The organism is Sulfurovum sp., from assembly GCA_026990595.1.
Taxonomy (GTDB): domain Bacteria; phylum Campylobacterota; class Campylobacteria; order Campylobacterales; family Sulfurovaceae; genus Sulfurovum.
In genome coordinates, this window is sequence record JALXCZ010000002.1 from 12,377 (window position 1) to 30,737 (window position 18,361).

Consider the following 18,361-nt stretch of genomic DNA (forward strand, 5'->3'; position numbering starts at 1 on the left):
TATGTTGAAAATAGAGATTGAAAAGGTACTTCATGGCAGTAATGGATCTATGACACTTTCTGTTAATACAACGGTCAATAAGGGTGACTTTGTTGTTATTATGGGGGAAAGCGGTGCAGGAAAGAGTACCTTGCTTCGTTGTTTAGCTGGACTTGAAAAGGCTTATGGAAATATAGTTGTTGAAGGTGAAGTATGGCAGGATGGTAGTAAAACACTATCTATACAGAAACGAAACGTTGGTTTTGTCTTTCAGGATTATGCACTTTTTGACAACATGAGTGTCAAAGAGAATCTACTTTTTGTTAATACCAATAAAAGTTTGGCAGAAGAGTTATTAGAGATAATGGAAATTAGAGGACTTTCAGAACGTAATGTACAGTTTTTAAGTGGAGGGCAAAAGCAGCGTGTAGCTTTGGCACGTGCTTTGATGCGTCGTCCTAAACTCTTACTCATGGATGAGCCTCTTTCGGCACTTGATCCGCGTATGCGCCATAAACTAAGTCAAAAGATCAAAGAGTTGCATAAGCGCTTTGATATGACAACACTGATGGTAAGTCATGATGTGACTGAAGCAAAGAATCTTGCAAGTAAAGTATGGTTTGTGGAGTCTGGAGGTGTCAAAGAGTATGACAAGGTTTATTTAGAGGAGATTTACTGATGCGTATCAAACAGCGTGGAAAATATGATCAGAATTTTGATCATTTGGTAGAGAAGTTTGAGAAGTCTATTTATGGTACAGTAAAGGGAGAGTGGCGGCTGAAGTTGCTTCAGGAGGATTTAGAGGAACTCTATAGAAAAGAATCTTTAAACATTTGGGATGCAGGATGTGGTTTGGGCCAGATGGCTCTATGGTTTGCAAAGAGAGGACACATGCTTACTTGTTGTGATATCTCTTATAAAATGTTGGAAAAAGCAAAAACACTTTTTGCCAAAGAAAGAATGGAGGCAGATTTTTATCAAGCTTCTTCACAGGAACTTTCTAAAACTCTGTCACAACAGGATCTGGTCATGTTTCATGCAGTCATAGAATGGCTTGCCGAACCATTGAAATCACTTGAAATGGTCTCTTCTCGTGTCAGACCCGGAGGGCATCTCTCTTTACTCTTTTTTAACCATCACTCTCTGATCTACCGTAATACCCTGCGTGGAGGGTGGCGGTTACAAACGATTCTTGGCAAAACATGGTACGGTAAAGGTAAAAAATTAACTCCACCTTATCCGCAGAAACCTGAAATACTTTTGCAGTGGCTCAAAAAGAATGACTATAGGATTAAAGCCCATACTGGTATTCGAGTGTTTCATGACTACATGGATAAAGAGGCATTACAGATTTCCAATGAAGCAGAACTCATGGAATTGGAGTACCGCTATTGTAGAGAAGAGACTTTTAGAAATATGGGACGGTATGTGCATATTTTGGCACAGAAGCAGTTATAGACTTGCTATCAGTGTGGCGGCACTTCCTGCTTTTTCATTTTTTGGCTGATAGAGATAATTGTGTATTTTTTTGGGAATATACTCAGGTATTTCCAAAATTTCATACTCCTCTTTGGCAGACTGCTTTGCTTTAAAAAGTGCCATCTGTACACGGCTGTAGAAATTGGCTGCTCCCTCTCCTGAAGTTTCGATACTAAGGAAATTGGCTTGAGGATAGCGGGCTGTGACAAGAGACTGTACCCCGTCACTGACTGCTGAACTCGGCATGCACCCAAAAGGTTTGATGGAGATGACAAGGTGAGCCAAATTGTGCTTGACACTCTCAATGAGGTGTGCCACCTCCAAATGCCCTTCTCCTCCGCTACACTCCAAAGTGTAGTATGATTTGGCAAGATCAGCCAGCTTATCCATATCAGGGATCTCATAGTTATGTAGACCTATGGCTTTTGCATAAAGAGTAAAGTGTGTTTTTACGGCTGCTTTCGCTGCTTTTATCATGAGTTTGCTCTTTAGGTTGGAAAAGTCTACTCTTTTACCATTCTCTACAGCGAGTAATTCTTTCTTGAAAAGTGTCTGCTCTGCTTCCCAAAGACTGAGCATGAGTCGATTAAGTATGGGCTGAGGGATGCATTCAGCACCTTCTGCTTCAAGAAATCTGTGTAAATTATAGTTACCATCTCCCTCTGTCATGGCTGCCCAGAATTCTCCCATGACTATTACTTTTGCCTTAGGTTGCAGACGATTGAGTTTGACTTGAGAGAGTATGTTGCGACATTGCCACATGGCTTTGACGAGACTACTATGCTTCAAGAAAGCTTTTGAGATAATTTCTTTACAGCTTTCTAAAGCTTTATCTGTTTTACCATTTTCTAGTTCATAGGGACGCATTTTATAACCAAGAATATTGATAATATCTCCAATAATAACTGCTTTAATGAGGGTAATAAAAAAGCTAGGAGAGAAGTTGAGCAAACTCTCTTTTATCTCATCTCCCTGAAAGATGCCTTTGTCATGTTCAAAAGAAGTAAGCCTGAAGCCATCAAACCCGGCATCACGAAGGGCTTTTTTGTACTCGGTAATGTACATCCCGAAACGACACGGTCCACAGCCTCCCGCAGTAATATAGACATATTTTCTGACGATCTCTTTACTGCTTAAGCCCTGCTCATCACGTAGATTCTGCAAATATTTTACCAGATTGCCTACTGTAAAATAGGTAGGATTGCATTGTCCGCGGTTCCCGAAAGCTTTTCCTGTCTGGAATGATTTGAAATCAGGATTGGGTAGAGCAGTGAAGCGGATGCCCATGGAGGTAAGTGCTGCTTCTACGAGTTTGTCCTGTAGAAGTGTCAAGCCTCCGGAAAGAAAGATGGTCTCTTCTTTTGGGGCATAGACTATAGACTTTTTGGGAATATCTCTCCATTGTGTAGGAGCTTGGTTTATAAAATTCAGGTCACCGTTCTTGTCGGTCATTTTAACACTATTACAGTTTATACTCATACTAAAACCTCTTCTTTTTGGGTTTGACCGGTGTTGTCCGGAGACTTTTTTACTAATGTTTGTTTGTATTGCTCCAGTGTATATGCAAATGTCTTTACACGTATTTTGATCGATCCGCCAGGCTTGTTGGCATCAATATCATGCAGGGTTAAATGTGGTGTACGGCTGGCACCTAGGATTTTATCAATGATCGCATAGGTAGGGGCATCATGCCCGCATTTGAAAGAGCTGAGGTCAAGTACGGCTACATTGGGGTGACGTGCTGCAAATTTGGCTGCCCAGACTTTTTGGGCTGAGTTGGTAGAGAAGTTCTCTGCCCAGACATCTCTGATATCATATGGGGAGTCAATAATCCCTTGATGTACATCCTCTCCAAAATAACGCATCAGATAGGCTTCATCTTTAGGAATGGCTCTCATGGAAAGGGTCTTGAAGCCTAAAGACTGGAACTCATCAAGTACTTCGTGGTTCAGTCCTGGGTCAGAGTGGTAAGGACGTCCAAGTAGTAAAATGACAATTTCATTTTTTTCTACAGCTTCCTCTAGAACGGTATATCCTTCTGACATGATCTCCTGATCATTTTGATCCAGTGCTTTCCATGCCTGTTCGCATGCCCAGTTGTTTTCATCTTCTGTGATGCGGAGTTTTTCTTTCCATATACTGAAGAGTTGTTTTTTCAATAAGTCTTTGTTAGAAAAATTGAGTGCATCATCTACATAGACAAGACCTTTTTCTTTAAAAAGATCCTTCTCTTTGGTAAAAGCGGAATAGACCACTTTTGGTGTACCTGAGACTATGGGGCAGGAAGTCTGCCCCATAGTATGTTTGACGTATCCCGGAAGTTCTGTCACTGCGGGGAACCAAAGGTAGTCAAATACTTTTTTTGCAAACTTCTTAGAATACATCAGTGCATAGACATGTGACTGTGCTACTTTGGCAGGGTAGCAGGAGTCTACTGAGCCGTATTTGGCACCTTCGAGATACATATCTTCGTTGGAGAATCCGGAGAATTGAATATTGAGAGGTGCAATACCAAGTGCTTCCAAATAGGTTCTCATAAAAGGAGCCAGCGAATAAATGTTGAGCACTTTTGGAATGGCGATTTTAAGGGTTTCTCTAAATATTGCATCTTCAGGTTGGCTTGGTATGAAATTTCGGATAATCTCTTTTCTCAGCGTTGCTCCCCACCCCTTCAGTGTGACTTTGACCTGTTGTTCTTGAATGAGATCCTCTTCTCTAGGTTTTTCTTCCAGTGTGTAGAGCGGGGCAAAGAGTTTTTCAGACTCTTTTTTGACAAGATTGGGCACACTTTGCTGTAAAGATTTTCTGCTGCTTTTGAGTGCCTTAAAGGCTTCTGCAGATTCGACCGTACCATCTTCACAGGAAAAGCCTGCAATATACCGTGCCGAGTTTCCGGAAGGGGTTTGCGTATCAATGAATGTACGTGAACAGTTGATAGTACAGAAGTGACAACGTGTACTCTCATCAGTCTTTGACGTATAAGTCATTTGCAGGGCTTCTTCCAATCCTACGAAAGTGGCAACTTTTTTTTGTGCCACAACATCTTTAGCTTCCAGAGCGGCACCATAGGCACCTGCTTCACCTGGGTGAGGGTGAACATCGACTTGGGCATCAGGCACTTGTGTTTTTATGTAATCAACCTGTGCTTTGAGGGCTGCCTGATTGTACTGGGTACCGCCTTGAAGGACAAAGTGTTTTCCGAACATAGCTAGGTTTGGAGCCTGTACAACATACTGCCATACATTTTTAGGCAGGACTTTGGAAATACCTGCAAAAAGTTCCTCTTTGGTATACCCTTCTTTTTGGAAATTGACTCTGTCGGTATCTAAAAAGACGGCACATCCATAGTTGAATCTTGGTGCCTGCTTGGCTTCAAAAGCGACATCCGCAAAATCTTCCACCTCTACACCAAACTGTTTTGCCATACTTTGCAGCAGCATACCGTTACCGGCGCTACACTGGTTGGAGAGGCGAAAGTTCTTCATCATGCCGTTTTCCAAAAAGAGTACCTTAATATCCTGTCCTCCGATATCACAGATGACATTGATGCTTTTGCCAAAAGCTTTTTGTGCAGACTTCATGTGGGCAATGGTTTCAATGATGTTGGCATCGGCTTTCAATGCCCCTTCAAGCACATCAGCTGCATACCCTGTAACGCCCAGTCCTTTGATGTCATAGAAGTTGTCTATGTCTGCTTCTTTTATTTTTTGTAACAATTCCACGGTATCTTCAATGGGATTACCTTTGGAGAGTTGATAGACTTTGAGAAGCAGTTCCCCCTCTTCGTTGACCAGTACAGCTTTTGAAGAGGTAGATCCACCATCAATCCCTAAAAAACAGGTGGTTTTTTGTGTCAATTTTGGAGGGATGAAAGGCTTGATGGTGTAATCACGCTTAAATATTTCAAGCTCCTCTTTGTTTTGTACCAAGGGAGTGTCAACATTGTCATTCTGGTTGACACCACCGCTTTCTACCAGTGTTTTAAGGGGTATGAGTCCTGAGAAAGATTTTTCATGGTTGGCTTCTCCCTCTCCGAATATCACTGCACCCAAAGCAGCATAATATTGTGCATTTTCAGGTACCACAATGAGCTCATGAAGCTTTGTTTTATCATAGACAATATCTCTTTCATCCCAAAGCTCAGCAATACGTATACGCCAGCATTCCTGTAGAAAAGGCAAATAAGTATTTGGTCCTCCAAGGAGTAATACTTTAGGCATTAGTGTATTGCCCCGTGTCAGGACGGTAAGGTTCTGCATGACGATAGCATCGGCAAGAGAGTTCATGATCTCATTGGGGGGTACAGAAGTTTTGACAAGATTGACAATATCGGTTTCGGCAAAGACCCCGCATTTGGCAGCGACATGGTGGAGTTTGTCTGTTTGGAAAGTGAGTTTCTGCAGTGTTTCACTCTGCATGCCGACTTTCATGGTGCACTTCTCTATGGTAGCACCTGTTCCTGAGGCACATTTGTCATTCATAGAGGTCAGTACGGTTTTTTTCCCGTCTTTTGCTTCTTTGAAGTGGATGATCTTTGCATCCTGCCCACCCAGTTCCACAACCGCATTGACATCGGGATGATGATGCTCTACGGCAAGTACCACAGCATTAACTTCCTGAACAAAACGTGCATTAAGTGTAGGTGCAATACGTGAAGCACCTGAGCCTGTGATATATACTTTGTCTATGTCCTGGTAAGCCTCTGTATGGGTTTGCGAGAGTTCTTCCAAAAGACGTAAAAGTGTAGGGGCTTGTTTGGTGTCATGTGGAGTATAGGCTTTTGCAATAATGTTGAAATTCTGATCACACAAAACATACTTGACAGTAGTGGAGCCGATATCTATCCCCAGTGAATATTTTTCTCTCATTGTTTTCGTCATGTTTTTACTTTACGATGACTTGTAAATGCCCAGATGATCCAAAGTATGCCTATAAGTATAAAAGGGATACTCAACATTTGCCCTGTAGTAAAGGGTAGGGAGGTTGTGTAGTCTGCCTGTCTTGTTTTAGTGTATTCGAGTAAAAAACGTACAATAAACATAAAGGTAAGAAAGACCCCAGGCAATAGCTTTGTTGCAAAAGAAGGGGAGACTCTTTTATATATAAAAATCAGTAGTGCAAAAAGTGTCAAATAGGAAAATGCTTCGTAAAGCTGTACTGGATGGCGTGGGATCATATCGACCCTTTCAAAGATGATTGCCCATGGCTTGTCAGTAGGTAGACCGAGTATCTCAGAGTTAAAAAGATTCCCAAAACGTACAAATGCAGCAGTGAGTGCTCCGGGCATGGCCACACGGGAGAGCAGCCACATATAATCTTCTTTATATTTTTTTGCAAACACATAAAGAGCAATAAGCACACCCAAAAGCCCTCCATGACTGGCAAGACCGCCTTTCCATACTTTGAAAATTTCCATAGGATGCGAGAGGTAAAATTCCGGTTCGTAGGCGAAACAGTGCATTAGTCGTGCCCCTATGACTGCTCCGACCATAATATAAATGAGTAGGTTATCCAGTACGGAAGGATCTCTGTTCTCTCTGGTATACACCCATTTAAGCAGCATAAGTCCGAGAAAAAAAGAGCCGACAAAAAGAAGTCCGTACCAGCGAAGCTGAAGTGATCCAAATGCAAAGATATTGGGATCAACGTTCCAGATAAAATGTTCCATAGAGTATTTGCCTTATTTAAATAATGGTTATTATACTTTAAAATCTTTAATGGGGTTCTACTTTTGATCTATATCATTTGAATAAGTGTAAACATAGGGTAGGATTAAAGAACTGAAACTATTTTTTGTTATGTTGTATTCAGTTGCATAGTCTATGTGAAAAATCAAAGAGAGGAATCTAATGAAGGTGTTTGACACAAATGAAGTAGAGAGCAATATAGTTCAAACATTATTTATGGATGAATTAACAGCATGCTGCAAACAGCATTTCTTTTTTGAGTCCGGCAAACAGATGCTGCAGTTAGCACTTAGAAACAAAGTTCCTTTGTCTTTATGTGTCATAGAGATTGACAATTTTGAAAACTTGAATGAAAAATATGGTGATATTTGTAGTGGTGAACTCTTAAAATCGATTGCTGATATCATTAAACGTAAAAGTAGAAAAAGTGATCTGCTTGGTAGACTGGGAGTGAAAGAGTTCGGGCTTCTTACCTATAATACTTCAGCGATCAATGCGCAGATCTTTCTTGATCTTATTCGAAAAGAGATTGAAATACATGGATATGTATTTCATGGAGAACGTATTAGAGAGACACTAAGTATGGGTATTTCTCTGTATAGCCCAATGGATGATGAAACACTTAAGCCCATGTATAATCGAGCCAAGACAGCACTTTCTCGGGCAAAAGCAAAAGGGAAGAACTGTGTTGTGACCTACTGATCTTTCATCATGAATTAAAGATTGATCTTCTCTTTTATCTCTTTTGCAATAGCAGAGATCTTTGTGATCTTCTGTGTATTGCTTAAACTGTCATCCAGCAGTACTTTGACAAATGCCGAACCGACAATGACACCATCCACTCCCTGGGCTTTCTGTTGTGCTGTGTTTTGGTCCACACCGAAGCCGACATAGACAGGAGTATCGGTAAATGTTTTAATATCAGTAATGATCTCTTGCAGATCTTCACTTTTACCTGCTCCTGTGATACCGGCATAGGCAACAAGGTAGATGAATTTTTTTGCATTGGTTACAATTTGTTCTATACGTGCTTTAGAATCAGTCGGAGCAATAAAATCGATAAGGTTAAGATCTGCCTTTTCAATGAGCGTTTTATAAGGCTTTGCTTCTTCAAAAGGAAGATCAGGGATGATGAACCCGTGTACCCCTGCTTTGTTTGCCTCTGTAATAAATGTGTCTATGCCTTTATGGTAAAAAGGATTGAAGTATCCCATCCAGAGCGTATCAATATGAGGAGCGATCTTTGCAGAGGCTTCAAAGAGATGTTCAAGTTTAAATCCGTTCTGTAAGGCTTTAAGGTTCGCTGATTCAATGACTGGACCATCTGCAACTGGGTCTGAGAATGGCATACCGAGTTCTAGTGTATCTACACCTGCTTCAGATAGTGCCAAAGAAGCATCTATTGTGAACTCTAAATCTGGGAAACCGGTGGTAATATATGCAACTAACTTCTTCAAATAAGACTCTTTTTGTATAATTTTCAACATTATATGATAAAATGAGTAAAAATATAGATTTGATATCAGGATTGAAAAAAATTATGAGTATTCATACCCCCAAGATTGAAAGAAAAGTAACCTTAACTACCATAGCTAAAATGAAAGGTGTTGAACCTATTACAATGGTCACAGCCTATGATGCACTCTTCGCACAACTTTTTGATGGTGAAGTAGAGATGATACTCGTAGGGGACAGCCTCAATATGAGTTTTCTAGGCAAGGAAGATACTCTCTCTGCAAGCATGGATCAGATGATCTACCATACGCAGGCTGTATGCAACGGTGCAAAGTTACCGCTTGTTGTACTGGATATGCCTTTTGGCAGCTATACTTCAAAAGAGACAGCGGTAAAGAATGCTACCAGAGCCTATCAGGAAACCAATGCACAGGCAGTAAAGATAGAAGGGGGTAAAGAGAGAGCCCATATTGTAGAAGCTTTGACACAAAACTCGATTGCTGTCCTTGGTCATATAGGGCTTATGCCGCAATTCCTGCGTAGTGACGGAGGATATAAGATACGAGGCAAAGATCAGGCAGATATAGATGCTTTGGTAGAGGATGCAAAAGCATTAGAGGCTGCTGGAGCATTTGCTATTGTGGTTGAAGGTGTAAAAAGTGAAGCAGCAGAGGCTGTTACCAAGGCAGTTCACGTTCCTACTATCGGGATCGGAGCAGGGAACAGTACAGACGGACAGGTACTTGTCTGGTCAGATATGTTTGGTTTTTTTGAAGCATTTAAACCAAAATTCGTGAAGCAGTATTTTGATGGTGCAAAGCAGATACGAAAAGGTTTGGAAACGTATAGAAATGAAGTCAAAGGGCGCGAATTTCCAAGTGAGGAATATACTTACTAATGGAACGGATGGTCGAAATAGAACGCTTTGACGGTGAAGCTTCTTATGAAATGACACTGCGCCCGAGTTCATGGGATGAGTATATTGGTCAAGAAAAGATCAAGAAGAACCTTAAAGTATTTATTGAAGCAAGTAAACGCAGGGAAGAAGCACTCGATCATATCCTCTTTTTCGGACCTCCTGGTCTGGGTAAAACAACGATTGCCAATATCATTGCAACTGAAATGAGTGCCAACATCAAAACGACTGCTGCACCTATGATAGAAAAAGCAGGTGATCTTGCAGCACTGCTTACCAATATAGAAGAGGGTGATATCCTTTTTATCGATGAGATTCACCGTATGTCTCCTGCTATTGAAGAGATATTGTATCCGGCAATGGAAGATTTCAGACTTGATATAATCATAGGTTCAGGTCCTGCGGCGCAAACGGTAAAGATTGATTTGCCCCGTTTTACGCTGATAGGGGCAACCACGAGGGCAGGAATGCTCTCCAACCCATTAAGAGAACGTTTTGGAATGCACTTTAGAATGCAGTTCTATACGCCCGAAGAGTTGGCAAAGATCGTTGCTCAGGCTGCTCATAAACTTGAAAAACCTTCACAAAAAGAGGCTTCTGTGGAGATAGCAAGAAGAAGCCGTGGAACACCGCGTATTGCACTGCGTCTGCTTAAACGGGTAAGGGATTTTTCTGAAGTTGCCAATGAGAGTGAAGTGACACTTGAGCGTGCCAAATATGCACTGGATGAACTGGGTGTCAATAACCTCGGCTTTGATGAGCAGGATATACAGTTACTTGAATTACTTGTAAGTGCCAAGAATAAACCCATGGGGCTTAGCACTATTGGGGCAGCACTGAGTGAAGATGAAGGAACCATAGAAGATGTTTTGGAGCCTTATCTTATAGCTAACGGTTACATAGAGAGAACGGCACGTGGACGCATCGCAACACAGAAGAGTTATGAACATTTTAAACTGAGTGGATTAGAGGAAGGTTTATTTAATGAGTAAAACTTCTTTAATGATCACCGCCCTGTTCGTTCTTGGTATCATAGGTGCCTATAGCGTCTACAAACCTTTTATTCTTTCTATTACGGTAGCAATACTTTTGACGATGGCAACATTTAACTTGACAAAGAAACTGATTGCATTTACACATTCATCAAAGATAAGTGCCTCTATTGCGACACTGTTGCTTAGTCTTTTGCTTTTTGCCCCTATTGTCTATTTGGCGACAGCAGGAGTAAGTTACATCAGTGAACTTGATAATAGAGGCATTAAAGATACGATCAGTGTGGTAAAGGTCTATGTGGAGGAGATACCTTATCTTAAAGAGCTTAGCCATCAATATCTCTCTGATGAAAAGATCACAGGTTATATTCGAGAATCTACGTCTTATATCACTGCAGCCAGCAGTGTAGGATTTGGATTTATGAAGAATATGATTTTTGTAGTGGTTTTTTATTTCTTTATTAACTATTACGGAAACAGATTTTTTGATACGATCCTGGAACTTTTACCGACCACCCCTGCCAAAGGGGCAAAAATGATGCAGGAAGTCTCAGCAACAATGGAAGTGGTATTCTATTCAGTGATCGTTACGGCAATACTGGAGGGATTCCTTTTTGGCGTCATTGTAAGTTATTTCGGTTTTAACGGGCTTCTTTTTGGAGTCATCTATGGTTTTGCCTCACTGATCCCTATTGTCGGTGGGATTATTGTCTGGGCTCCTGTTTCATTGTATGCCTGGACAAAGATAGATTCTCATACAGCGATCATTATCGCTTCATATTCTGTGATCATGATCTCGATTATTGCAGATACTTTTCTTAAACCGATGATCATTAAAGTGATCAAAGAAGATTTTCTTAAAAGTACGATACAGATCAACTCTATTGTTATCTTCTTCTCTATTTTGGCGGGGATGAGTACATATGGTTTTTGGGGGATGATCCTGGGACCGGCGGTCACTTCATTTTTGATAGCGATCACGAAGGTCTATCTGGATTATTCAGAGAAATGATTAATGCGTTGTTAAACCAGTTGGTTTATAATAGAACTCTCTAAATAAATTAAAATTTGGACACAAAGGATTTAAGATCATAAAAATACTCATTATAGAAGATGACCCGGAGTTGGCACTTATCTTGACCAATTACCTGACAAAGTATGATATGGAAGTGATCGGTGCAGAAGACCCTTATATAGGACTCTCTTTACTTACACAGCATGATTTTGATTTGATTATTCTTGATCTTACACTGCCGGGGATGGATGGATTGGAAGTGATCCCAAAGATCAGGGAAGTAAGCAATATCCCTATCATTATCTCTTCGGCTCGGGATGACATTACCGATAAGGTCATAGGTCTTGAACGTGGCGCAGATGATTATATGCCTAAGCCGTATGATCCTAGAGAATTGGTTACGCGGATCAAAACGATCTTGCGACGTACACACAGTGTGGAAGAGAAACCTAAGGTCAAAGAGGAGCTTTTTGTTGCAGATCCAAGTGCCCGTTCCATTCGTTTCAAGGGCGAGTTTCTGGAGTTGACAGCAGCAGAGTATGATATCCTCTCTATGCTGATCCAGCACAAGAATGGTTCGGTCTCCAGAGAGCAGTTGCTGTATGAGAGTGAACATATTGATGATGACAGTTCCATTAAAAATATTGATGTGATCATTTCACGTATACGACAGAAGATCGCGAAAATAGACAATGAACATAGCTATATTAAGCCCATTCGTGGTGTAGGGTACCTTTTAACCGATCGGGTATAAATGCGAAATTTATCTGTAACGACGTTTATTCATATTCTTTTTTCTGTAGCGATCGCTATTTTGATCGCTACCTCACTGCTTTTTTTTTCATGGGATAAAGATAGACGTAAGATTGATGAGTTCAAACGTTATCAGCTTATCTCCATTACTTTTCTTTCCAATCTACAGTTGAGTCCCGATAAAGAGGATCTCAAGAAACTCTATAAAGAGTTACGTGTAAAACCGGTACCTAGAAAAAAAGTAAAAGAAATTAAAAAGAAAATAGAAACAAAAGGTAAAACTGTATTTAGTGGAGGATCGAGTATCGGTCAGGTAAGAGTATTTAGTATTGATGGTGTAAATTATATTTATGTGCAGCGTATGTCCTACAATCTTATGCTTAGAGACAACAGACCAAAAAACTACTTTTTTGAGATAGCAGTTACTTCTGGGGCGTTTCTTATTGCCCTGCTTCTTTTGCTTTATCTGGCTGTACTTAAAAAGCTTTACCCGCTTAAAAAACTGCATAAACAGATACAGCGGTTCGCCAAGGGTGATATGCATACAAGGATCACCTATGTACATGATGATGAGATCGGTAAGATCGCAAAAAGTTTTGATGATGCGATCGTTCATATTCATGAGTTAAGTGCCTCGAAAAATCTCTTTATGCGAAATATGATGCATGAACTCAAAACACCTATTACCAAAGGGCGTATTGTTGCAGAGATGCTTGAAGATGAAGGTACAAAGAAAATACTTGTACGTGCTTTTGAGCGTATGAATGAGCTTATTTCGGAACTTGCTGAGATAGAGAGGGTCACAACACAGAGTTTTGAGCCTGATTTTGAGTATGTGATGTTAAGTGAGATCATTCATGAGGCACAGGAACTTTTGATGACACACAGTAACTGTTTGAAGGTAGAGATTAAAGATATGGCTCTGACAACAGATAAAAAGCTGATGGCACTGGTGTTGAAGAATCTTATAGATAACGGTATGAAGTACGGAAAAGATAAATGTGTCATGGTAAGAACAGATCATGGGATGATAGAGGTTATTTCTAAGGGGGATGCTTTGGAGCATCCGCTTAGTTACTACACCGAACCCTTTTCTCAGGCAGAAAAACGAAGTTCAGGTTTTGGTCTTGGACTCTATATTGTGGACAGTATCTTACAGAAATTAGGATACAGGTTGGGATACAGGCATGAAGAGAGTAAAAATATCTTTATACTTGTACCTAATAATGAAAAATTAAAAATCGCCCGAAGGAAGTGAAAAATATCCTAGAGGTAAAAAAGTTAAAAATTTTATTATTCGTTTTTTAATGCTTCAGCAATGAGTTCAAGAGGATTTTTAAAGATAGTTTCAACCTCTGCATTATTCATAGACTCACTGATCTGTACTCTGCAGGCAGAACATTCTGCACTGACATAATGTGCTTTGGTCTCTTTGATCATGGCTGCTTTTGGTTTCCCTGCTGCCTGGGCAAAATGAAATTTCTCAGTCTGCATAGTGACACCGCCAAATCCGCAACAACGGTTAGGATCACTCATTTCTACCATAGGGTAATTAGGGGCAAGCAGGTTACGGGGCTCTTCATAGATACCCTGTACTTTTCTTGCATGGCATGGGTCATGGTAGGTAACCACTTCATCAAATTTTTTACCTTTGGTCTCAAGTATCTCTTTAAGGTTGGTATTGTCATGCAGCCATGCTGTCGCCATGTGTATCTTTTTGGCTACTTTTTTGGCACGTGCTTCCCATTCAGGCATATTATGGTTTTTAAAGAAGACCTGCCAGTCATGTTTTACCATGGCTGAACAGGTCGCTTCAGGAATGAGCATCGCATCACACTCATCCATGAAACTTTCAAAATACTCAATGTTTTTTTTGGTCATATACTCTACAGAACCTACATCACCTGTAAAGTAGGCAGGAGCACCACAGCAAAGCTGCTCTTTGGGGATGAATACATCAATATTCAGTATTTTAAGTATCTCTACAAGCGAACTCCCTATCCCTCCATAGTTGTAGTTTCCCAAACATCCGATGAAAATGGCAATACGGGGGTTTTTCTTCTCCTGCTTGGGGGCAGGTATCTCTTCAGGGTAACTGTTCAGGAAGCTTGTTTTCATCATAGACGGGATGAGTCTTCCTTTCTTCATCATAGGCAGTGAAAATCTGGCAAAAAGACCTCTGTCTTTTTCATCCTGTGCCAAGGCACAGGTTTTGAACATAAAACCAAACTTCATCACAAAATCCATGATCTTTCTGTGACGAAGGAGGAAGAAAAATCCTTTTTTGAACCATGCAATACCATACTTGTCGGCAATATCTGCCCGTACTTCTTCAATGACCATATCGGTTGCAAGCGAGTTGGGGCAGACATCCACACAGTTGGTACACAGAAAACAGCTTTCAAAAATATCTTTTGCATTTTTGTCCAACTCCAGATCACCGCGTTTATAAGCACCCAAAAGGTCTATGAACCCACGAGGGGAGGTAGTTTCATCCGGGTTGATCTGGTGGACCGTACAGACAGGGATACACTTACCGCATTTGATACAGTCATCACTGGTTGCTGTGAAGTTGAAAATGTCTTCTACTTTTTTGCTCATGTTTCCTCTTGAATATTGTGTTTCTTCTTTGTGCATATTTTTGGTGTTGTGAGGGCACAACACCCTACAACAATGCTACAGTACCGAAAAGTTATACTGTTTTGGAAAAACTCTTTTTGTTTCCGCCATATTGATGCATGTAGGCATCAAACGGCATCGCAATGTTTCTTATGAGTAGTGTACCTGTCGGGCTTACCGAGATTTTTTCATCGGTGCGTGTGACAAGGTCTGCCTCTACGAATTCCTCTAATTCCTCCAGTGCATCTGCAAAGTAGGCTTTGAAGTCTATATTGTGCTCTTTCTCTACTCTTTTGATGTCTATGGAGAAGTTTGCCATGAGTTCCATGATGACAGCTTTTCTTAAATAATCATCATCACTGAGTTCAACGCCTCTTTCAAAAGGAAGTCTTCGTGCATCTATAGCTTCTTCATAGACTTTCATATCTTTGGTATTTTGTGCATAGTAACGGCTTCCTTCGCCGATACTGGTCAGACCGATACCGATGAGGTTTGCACCGCCTTTGGTAGTGTAGCCTTGGAAGTTTCTATGCAGTTCACCTTTTGCTATGGCACCGAAGAGTTCATCTTCAGGCTTGGCAAAGTGATCCATACCTACCATTTTATACCCGTTGCTCTCAAAAAAGTCAATAGTATATTGGAATATCTGCAACTTTACATCTGGTGAGGGAAGTGTGGTTTCATCAAATTTACGCATGGTTTTTTTCATCCATGGCACATGGGCATAGTTAAAGACAGCCAGTCTGTCAGGCTGCAAAGAAAATGCCTCTTGCAGTGTTTTTTGGAAACTCTCAAAGGTTTGATACGGTAGACCGTAGATCAGGTCAACATTGATGGAGTTGATACCGTATTTTCTGGCAAGATCAACGGCTGCTTTTGTCAGCTCATAGGGTTGGATACGGTGGATCTCTTTTTGTACTTTTGGGTCAAAGTCCTGTACACCGAAACTGATACGGTTAAAGCCGTGTTTTTGAAAGACTTTCATCTGGTCTTCATTGAAAAAACGCGGATCGATCTCACAACTTATTTCTGCGTCTGCACTCCAGTTAGGAAACTTTGATTTTACATAGCTAACAATCTCATCAAGTTCAAAAGCTTTGTAAAAAGTAGGTGTTCCCCCACCGAAGTGGAACTGGATCACTTCACGACTGGTATCAAGATGCTGTGCAAGAATGTCTATCTCTTTTTTGAGGTATTCGATGTATTGACTGAGTTTCTCCTCTTTGGAAGTAAAGACGACATTACATCCACAGAAGTAACATGCAGACCGGCAAAAAGGAAGGTGTATGTAGAGTGAGAGTTTCTCTGTACCATTCTCAAGGTATTTGAGATAGTCTTCATACTGGAAATCGTCCTTAAATTCAAGGGCAGTAGGATAACTGGTGTATCTTGGTCCGGGCTTGGAGTATTTACTGAATTTTTCTAGATCTATTTGGCTCAATGGGTTTTCCTTTGGAAAAAATTAGGAATTAGGAATTAGGAATGAGGAATTAAGGTATGTTTTACTAGCGTAAAACTATTATAATTCTCTCATAACCTATTTCTGTATTCCAAAATAAAAGCATTGCAAAGCAATGCAAACCACAATTTCTAATTTCTAATTTCTAATTCTTCACTGCGTTTCGCGTCCAGCCATACCATGATACCTTTTTGGGCATGGAGGCGGTTTTCTGCTTCTGTAAATATAACATTTTCATGTTTCTCGAATGTTTCTTCACTCACCTCATACCCTCTGTAGGCAGGAAGGCAGTGTAGGAAGATAGCATCTTCTTTTGCGTAACTCATGAGTTTTTCATCTACGATGTAGCCCTCAAATGCTTTTAGGCGTATCTCTTTTTCATCTTCTTGACCCATACTTACCCATGTGTCAGTGGTCACAACATCACAGCCTTTTACTGCTTCAACAGGGTCATTACCAAAGGTGATTTTGGCACCACTCTCTTTGGCAAATGCTAAAGCATCTGCTACGATGGCAGCATCACACTCATACCCTTTAGGTGTAGCGACTCTAAGTTCAAAACCTAGTTTGGCTGCAAGCATGAGCCATGAGTGTGTCATGTTGTTTCCGTCACCCACGTAGGCAACCACTGGGTTTTTCTCTTTACCGAATTCTATCATGGTAAGGTAGTCAGTCATCAGTTGTACTGGGTGGTAAGAGTCTGTAAGTCCGTTAATGACGGGCACTTTGGAGTACTTGGCAAACTCTTCAAGTTTAGACTGCTCGAAAGTACGTATCATCACCATGTCCACCATACGGCTGATGACACGAGCGGTGTCCTTCATAGGCTCACCGCGACCCAGCTGTATGTCATTACTGGACAAAAATAAGCCTACACCGCCAAGCTGGTAGATACCTGTCTCAAAGCTCACACGTGTTCGTGTGGAACTCTTCTCAAATATCATCCCCAGTGTCTGGTGCTCCATATAGGGAACGAACTTACGCTGTTTGGTCTGTGCCTTGATCTTCTGTGCCAAAGCTATCATTTCCAAGATCTCTTCTTTGGTGAAATCTCCCAGTGTCAAAAAGTGTCTCATAGGACTATCCTTTTACCTATCATACTACGATAGTAAAATTTAAAAGAGATTATTTTACCATAAATAAGGCTAAAGTGAACTTTTTACAAATGTCTCAATACCTTTTTGGTTAAGTGAACCAGTCAATCGGTTGATGATCTTTCCGTTTTTAAAGAGTATCATAGTTGGGATACTGTGTACGCTATATCGGTTTGCAACGTTTTTATAGGTATCTATATTGAGTTCGGTAAAACGCACCTTCCCTTTAAATGTTTGGGCTGCTTTTTTGTATTCGGGAGTCATTTTTCTGCAGGGTCTGCACCAGGGTGCCCAAAATTTAATGATTACAGGCTGTTTGCTCTTAAGGAGCGTACTGAGGTAATTCGTAGCGGTTAACTGAAGAAGTTCTTCATTGGCAAAGAGATTATGTGAAATGAGTAGGACACATCCGATAAATAGTGTTTTGATTATTTTTTTCATGAGATATTGTAGCCAAGTAAGGTTAAATTTACAGCTTTGGTTTCGGTACTTCTTTGCCTAACTCTTTAGCGATAGTATAAGCGACAAGATGTGCAATCTTTTTAAGGCGTGGTTTGAGCCATTTGGTTTGTTTATCACAGGTGATCTCTCCGAGTTCAAGCAAAAGGAATTTGTCGGCGCGTATCCAGCGGTAGGCGTAGTAGTTTTTGAGATTGTTGGTAAAGTTGTCTTCATGCCACTTGAAGGGGAAGTAGTTTTTGTAGAGTTTTTTCCAACGCTGTGCAAAGTCATACGAAGCCTCAGAAGGGTAACCGATGCTTGCTCCGGAGTTACACGGCGTGGTGGCTCCGTCAAAGTGTATGGCAACGGCTATTTTGGCTCTGGTAAAACGTACACGTGCGGGCATACGCTTGACATCTATGTTCCATGAGCGTAACGTTTTTGCTACTTCATCTGCTACAAGGATGTTCCA

The 18,361-nt window shown here is 40.8% G+C and carries 17 protein-coding genes; 8 read left to right on the forward strand and 9 right to left on the reverse strand.

Translation table 11 applies throughout. The features are described from left to right. The first annotated feature begins 1 nt into the window (after position 1). Both MVE01_RS00695 and MVE01_RS00700 read left to right on the forward strand, forming a co-directional pair. Positions 2–658, forward strand: coding sequence for an ABC transporter ATP-binding protein (locus MVE01_RS00695; protein ID WP_472560236.1), 657 nt, complete (start codon positions 2–4; stop codon positions 656–658). After that, positions 658–1,437, forward strand: a complete 780-nt coding sequence (locus MVE01_RS00700; protein ID WP_472560237.1) for a methyltransferase domain-containing protein — start codon at positions 658–660, stop codon at positions 1,435–1,437. Before MVE01_RS00695 ends, MVE01_RS00700 begins: the two co-directional genes overlap by 1 nt. Here the strand turns inward: MVE01_RS00700 and MVE01_RS00705 are convergent. The 3 genes from MVE01_RS00705 to lgt are packed head-to-tail and all read right to left on the reverse strand — an operon-like array spanning position 1,432 to position 7,126. Beyond that, positions 1,432–2,937, reverse strand: a complete 1,506-nt coding sequence (locus MVE01_RS00705; RefSeq protein WP_472560238.1) for a hypothetical protein — start codon at positions 2,935–2,937, stop codon at positions 1,432–1,434. The two genes, MVE01_RS00700 and MVE01_RS00705, sit on opposite strands and share 6 nt — an antisense overlap. Then, positions 2,934–6,338: a BadF/BadG/BcrA/BcrD ATPase family protein gene (locus tag MVE01_RS00710; protein ID WP_472560239.1), complete on the reverse strand. Its 3,405-nt coding sequence runs from the start codon at positions 6,336–6,338 to the stop codon at positions 2,934–2,936. Before MVE01_RS00710 ends, MVE01_RS00705 begins: the two co-directional genes overlap by 4 nt. After that, entirely contained in the window at positions 6,335–7,126 is a 792-nt protein-coding gene (gene lgt, locus MVE01_RS00715; RefSeq protein ID WP_472560240.1) for a prolipoprotein diacylglyceryl transferase, read from the reverse strand. The genes MVE01_RS00710 and lgt overlap by 4 nt, the downstream gene beginning before the upstream one ends. Positions 7,127–7,307: 181 nt before the next feature. On the opposite strand from lgt, the gene MVE01_RS00720 reads away from it, so the two are divergent. Then, positions 7,308–7,847 carry a GGDEF domain-containing protein gene (locus MVE01_RS00720; RefSeq protein WP_472560241.1) on the forward strand — a complete coding sequence of 180 codons (540 nt, stop codon included), beginning with the start codon at positions 7,308–7,310 and terminating at the stop codon, positions 7,845–7,847. A 14-nt stretch (positions 7,848–7,861) separates the two neighbouring features. Here the strand turns inward: MVE01_RS00720 and trpA are convergent, their stop codons facing one another. Further along, the gene (gene trpA, locus MVE01_RS00725) at positions 7,862–8,602 is read right to left on the reverse strand and encodes a tryptophan synthase subunit alpha (RefSeq protein ID WP_472560242.1); all 741 of its coding nucleotides are present in this window, start codon (positions 8,600–8,602) and stop codon (positions 7,862–7,864) included. 83 nt (positions 8,603–8,685) lie between these two features. Between trpA and panB the strand changes: the two genes are divergently transcribed. The 5 genes from panB to MVE01_RS00750 all read left to right on the forward strand — a co-directional run bounded on the left by panB (position 8,686) and on the right by MVE01_RS00750 (position 13,534). Beyond that, positions 8,686–9,498 carry a 3-methyl-2-oxobutanoate hydroxymethyltransferase gene (panB, locus tag MVE01_RS00730; protein WP_472560243.1) on the forward strand — a complete coding sequence of 271 codons (813 nt, stop codon included), beginning with the start codon at positions 8,686–8,688 and terminating at the stop codon, positions 9,496–9,498. Further along, the gene (ruvB, locus tag MVE01_RS00735; protein ID WP_472560244.1) at positions 9,498–10,508 is read left to right on the forward strand and encodes a Holliday junction branch migration DNA helicase RuvB; all 1,011 of its coding nucleotides are present in this window, start codon (positions 9,498–9,500) and stop codon (positions 10,506–10,508) included. The genes panB and ruvB overlap by 1 nt, the downstream gene beginning before the upstream one ends. Continuing rightward, entirely contained in the window at positions 10,501–11,520 is a 1,020-nt protein-coding gene (locus tag MVE01_RS00740; RefSeq protein ID WP_472560245.1) for an AI-2E family transporter, read from the forward strand. Before ruvB ends, MVE01_RS00740 begins: the two co-directional genes overlap by 8 nt. Positions 11,521–11,596: 76 nt before the next feature. Beyond that, the gene (locus MVE01_RS00745) at positions 11,597–12,277 is read left to right on the forward strand and encodes a response regulator transcription factor (RefSeq protein WP_472560252.1); all 681 of its coding nucleotides are present in this window, start codon (positions 11,597–11,599) and stop codon (positions 12,275–12,277) included. Beyond that, the gene (locus MVE01_RS00750) at positions 12,278–13,534 is read left to right on the forward strand and encodes an ArsS family sensor histidine kinase (RefSeq protein ID WP_472560246.1); all 1,257 of its coding nucleotides are present in this window, start codon (positions 12,278–12,280) and stop codon (positions 13,532–13,534) included. 35 nt (positions 13,535–13,569) lie between these two features. Here the strand turns inward: MVE01_RS00750 and MVE01_RS00755 are convergent, their stop codons facing one another. The 5 genes from MVE01_RS00755 to MVE01_RS00775 form a co-directional block, all read right to left on the reverse strand. Next, positions 13,570–14,877: a (Fe-S)-binding protein gene (locus MVE01_RS00755; RefSeq protein ID WP_472560247.1), complete on the reverse strand. Its 1,308-nt coding sequence runs from the start codon at positions 14,875–14,877 to the stop codon at positions 13,570–13,572. Positions 14,878–14,968: 91 nt separating this feature from the next. Beyond that, positions 14,969–16,336: an oxygen-independent coproporphyrinogen III oxidase gene (gene hemN, locus MVE01_RS00760; RefSeq protein ID WP_472560248.1), complete on the reverse strand. Its 1,368-nt coding sequence runs from the start codon at positions 16,334–16,336 to the stop codon at positions 14,969–14,971. A 149-nt stretch (positions 16,337–16,485) separates the two neighbouring features. After that, positions 16,486–17,430 (reverse strand): ornithine carbamoyltransferase, encoded by a 945-nt coding sequence (argF, locus tag MVE01_RS00765; RefSeq protein ID WP_472560249.1) that lies wholly within the window; start codon positions 17,428–17,430, stop codon positions 16,486–16,488. Positions 17,431–17,499: 69 nt separating this feature from the next. Then, positions 17,500–17,889 (reverse strand): thioredoxin, encoded by a 390-nt coding sequence (trxA, locus tag MVE01_RS00770; RefSeq protein WP_472560250.1) that lies wholly within the window; start codon positions 17,887–17,889, stop codon positions 17,500–17,502. A 28-nt stretch (positions 17,890–17,917) separates the two neighbouring features. Further along, positions 17,918–18,361: hypothetical protein (locus MVE01_RS00775; RefSeq protein ID WP_472560251.1), on the reverse strand; the 444-nt coding region annotated here is incomplete at its 5' end.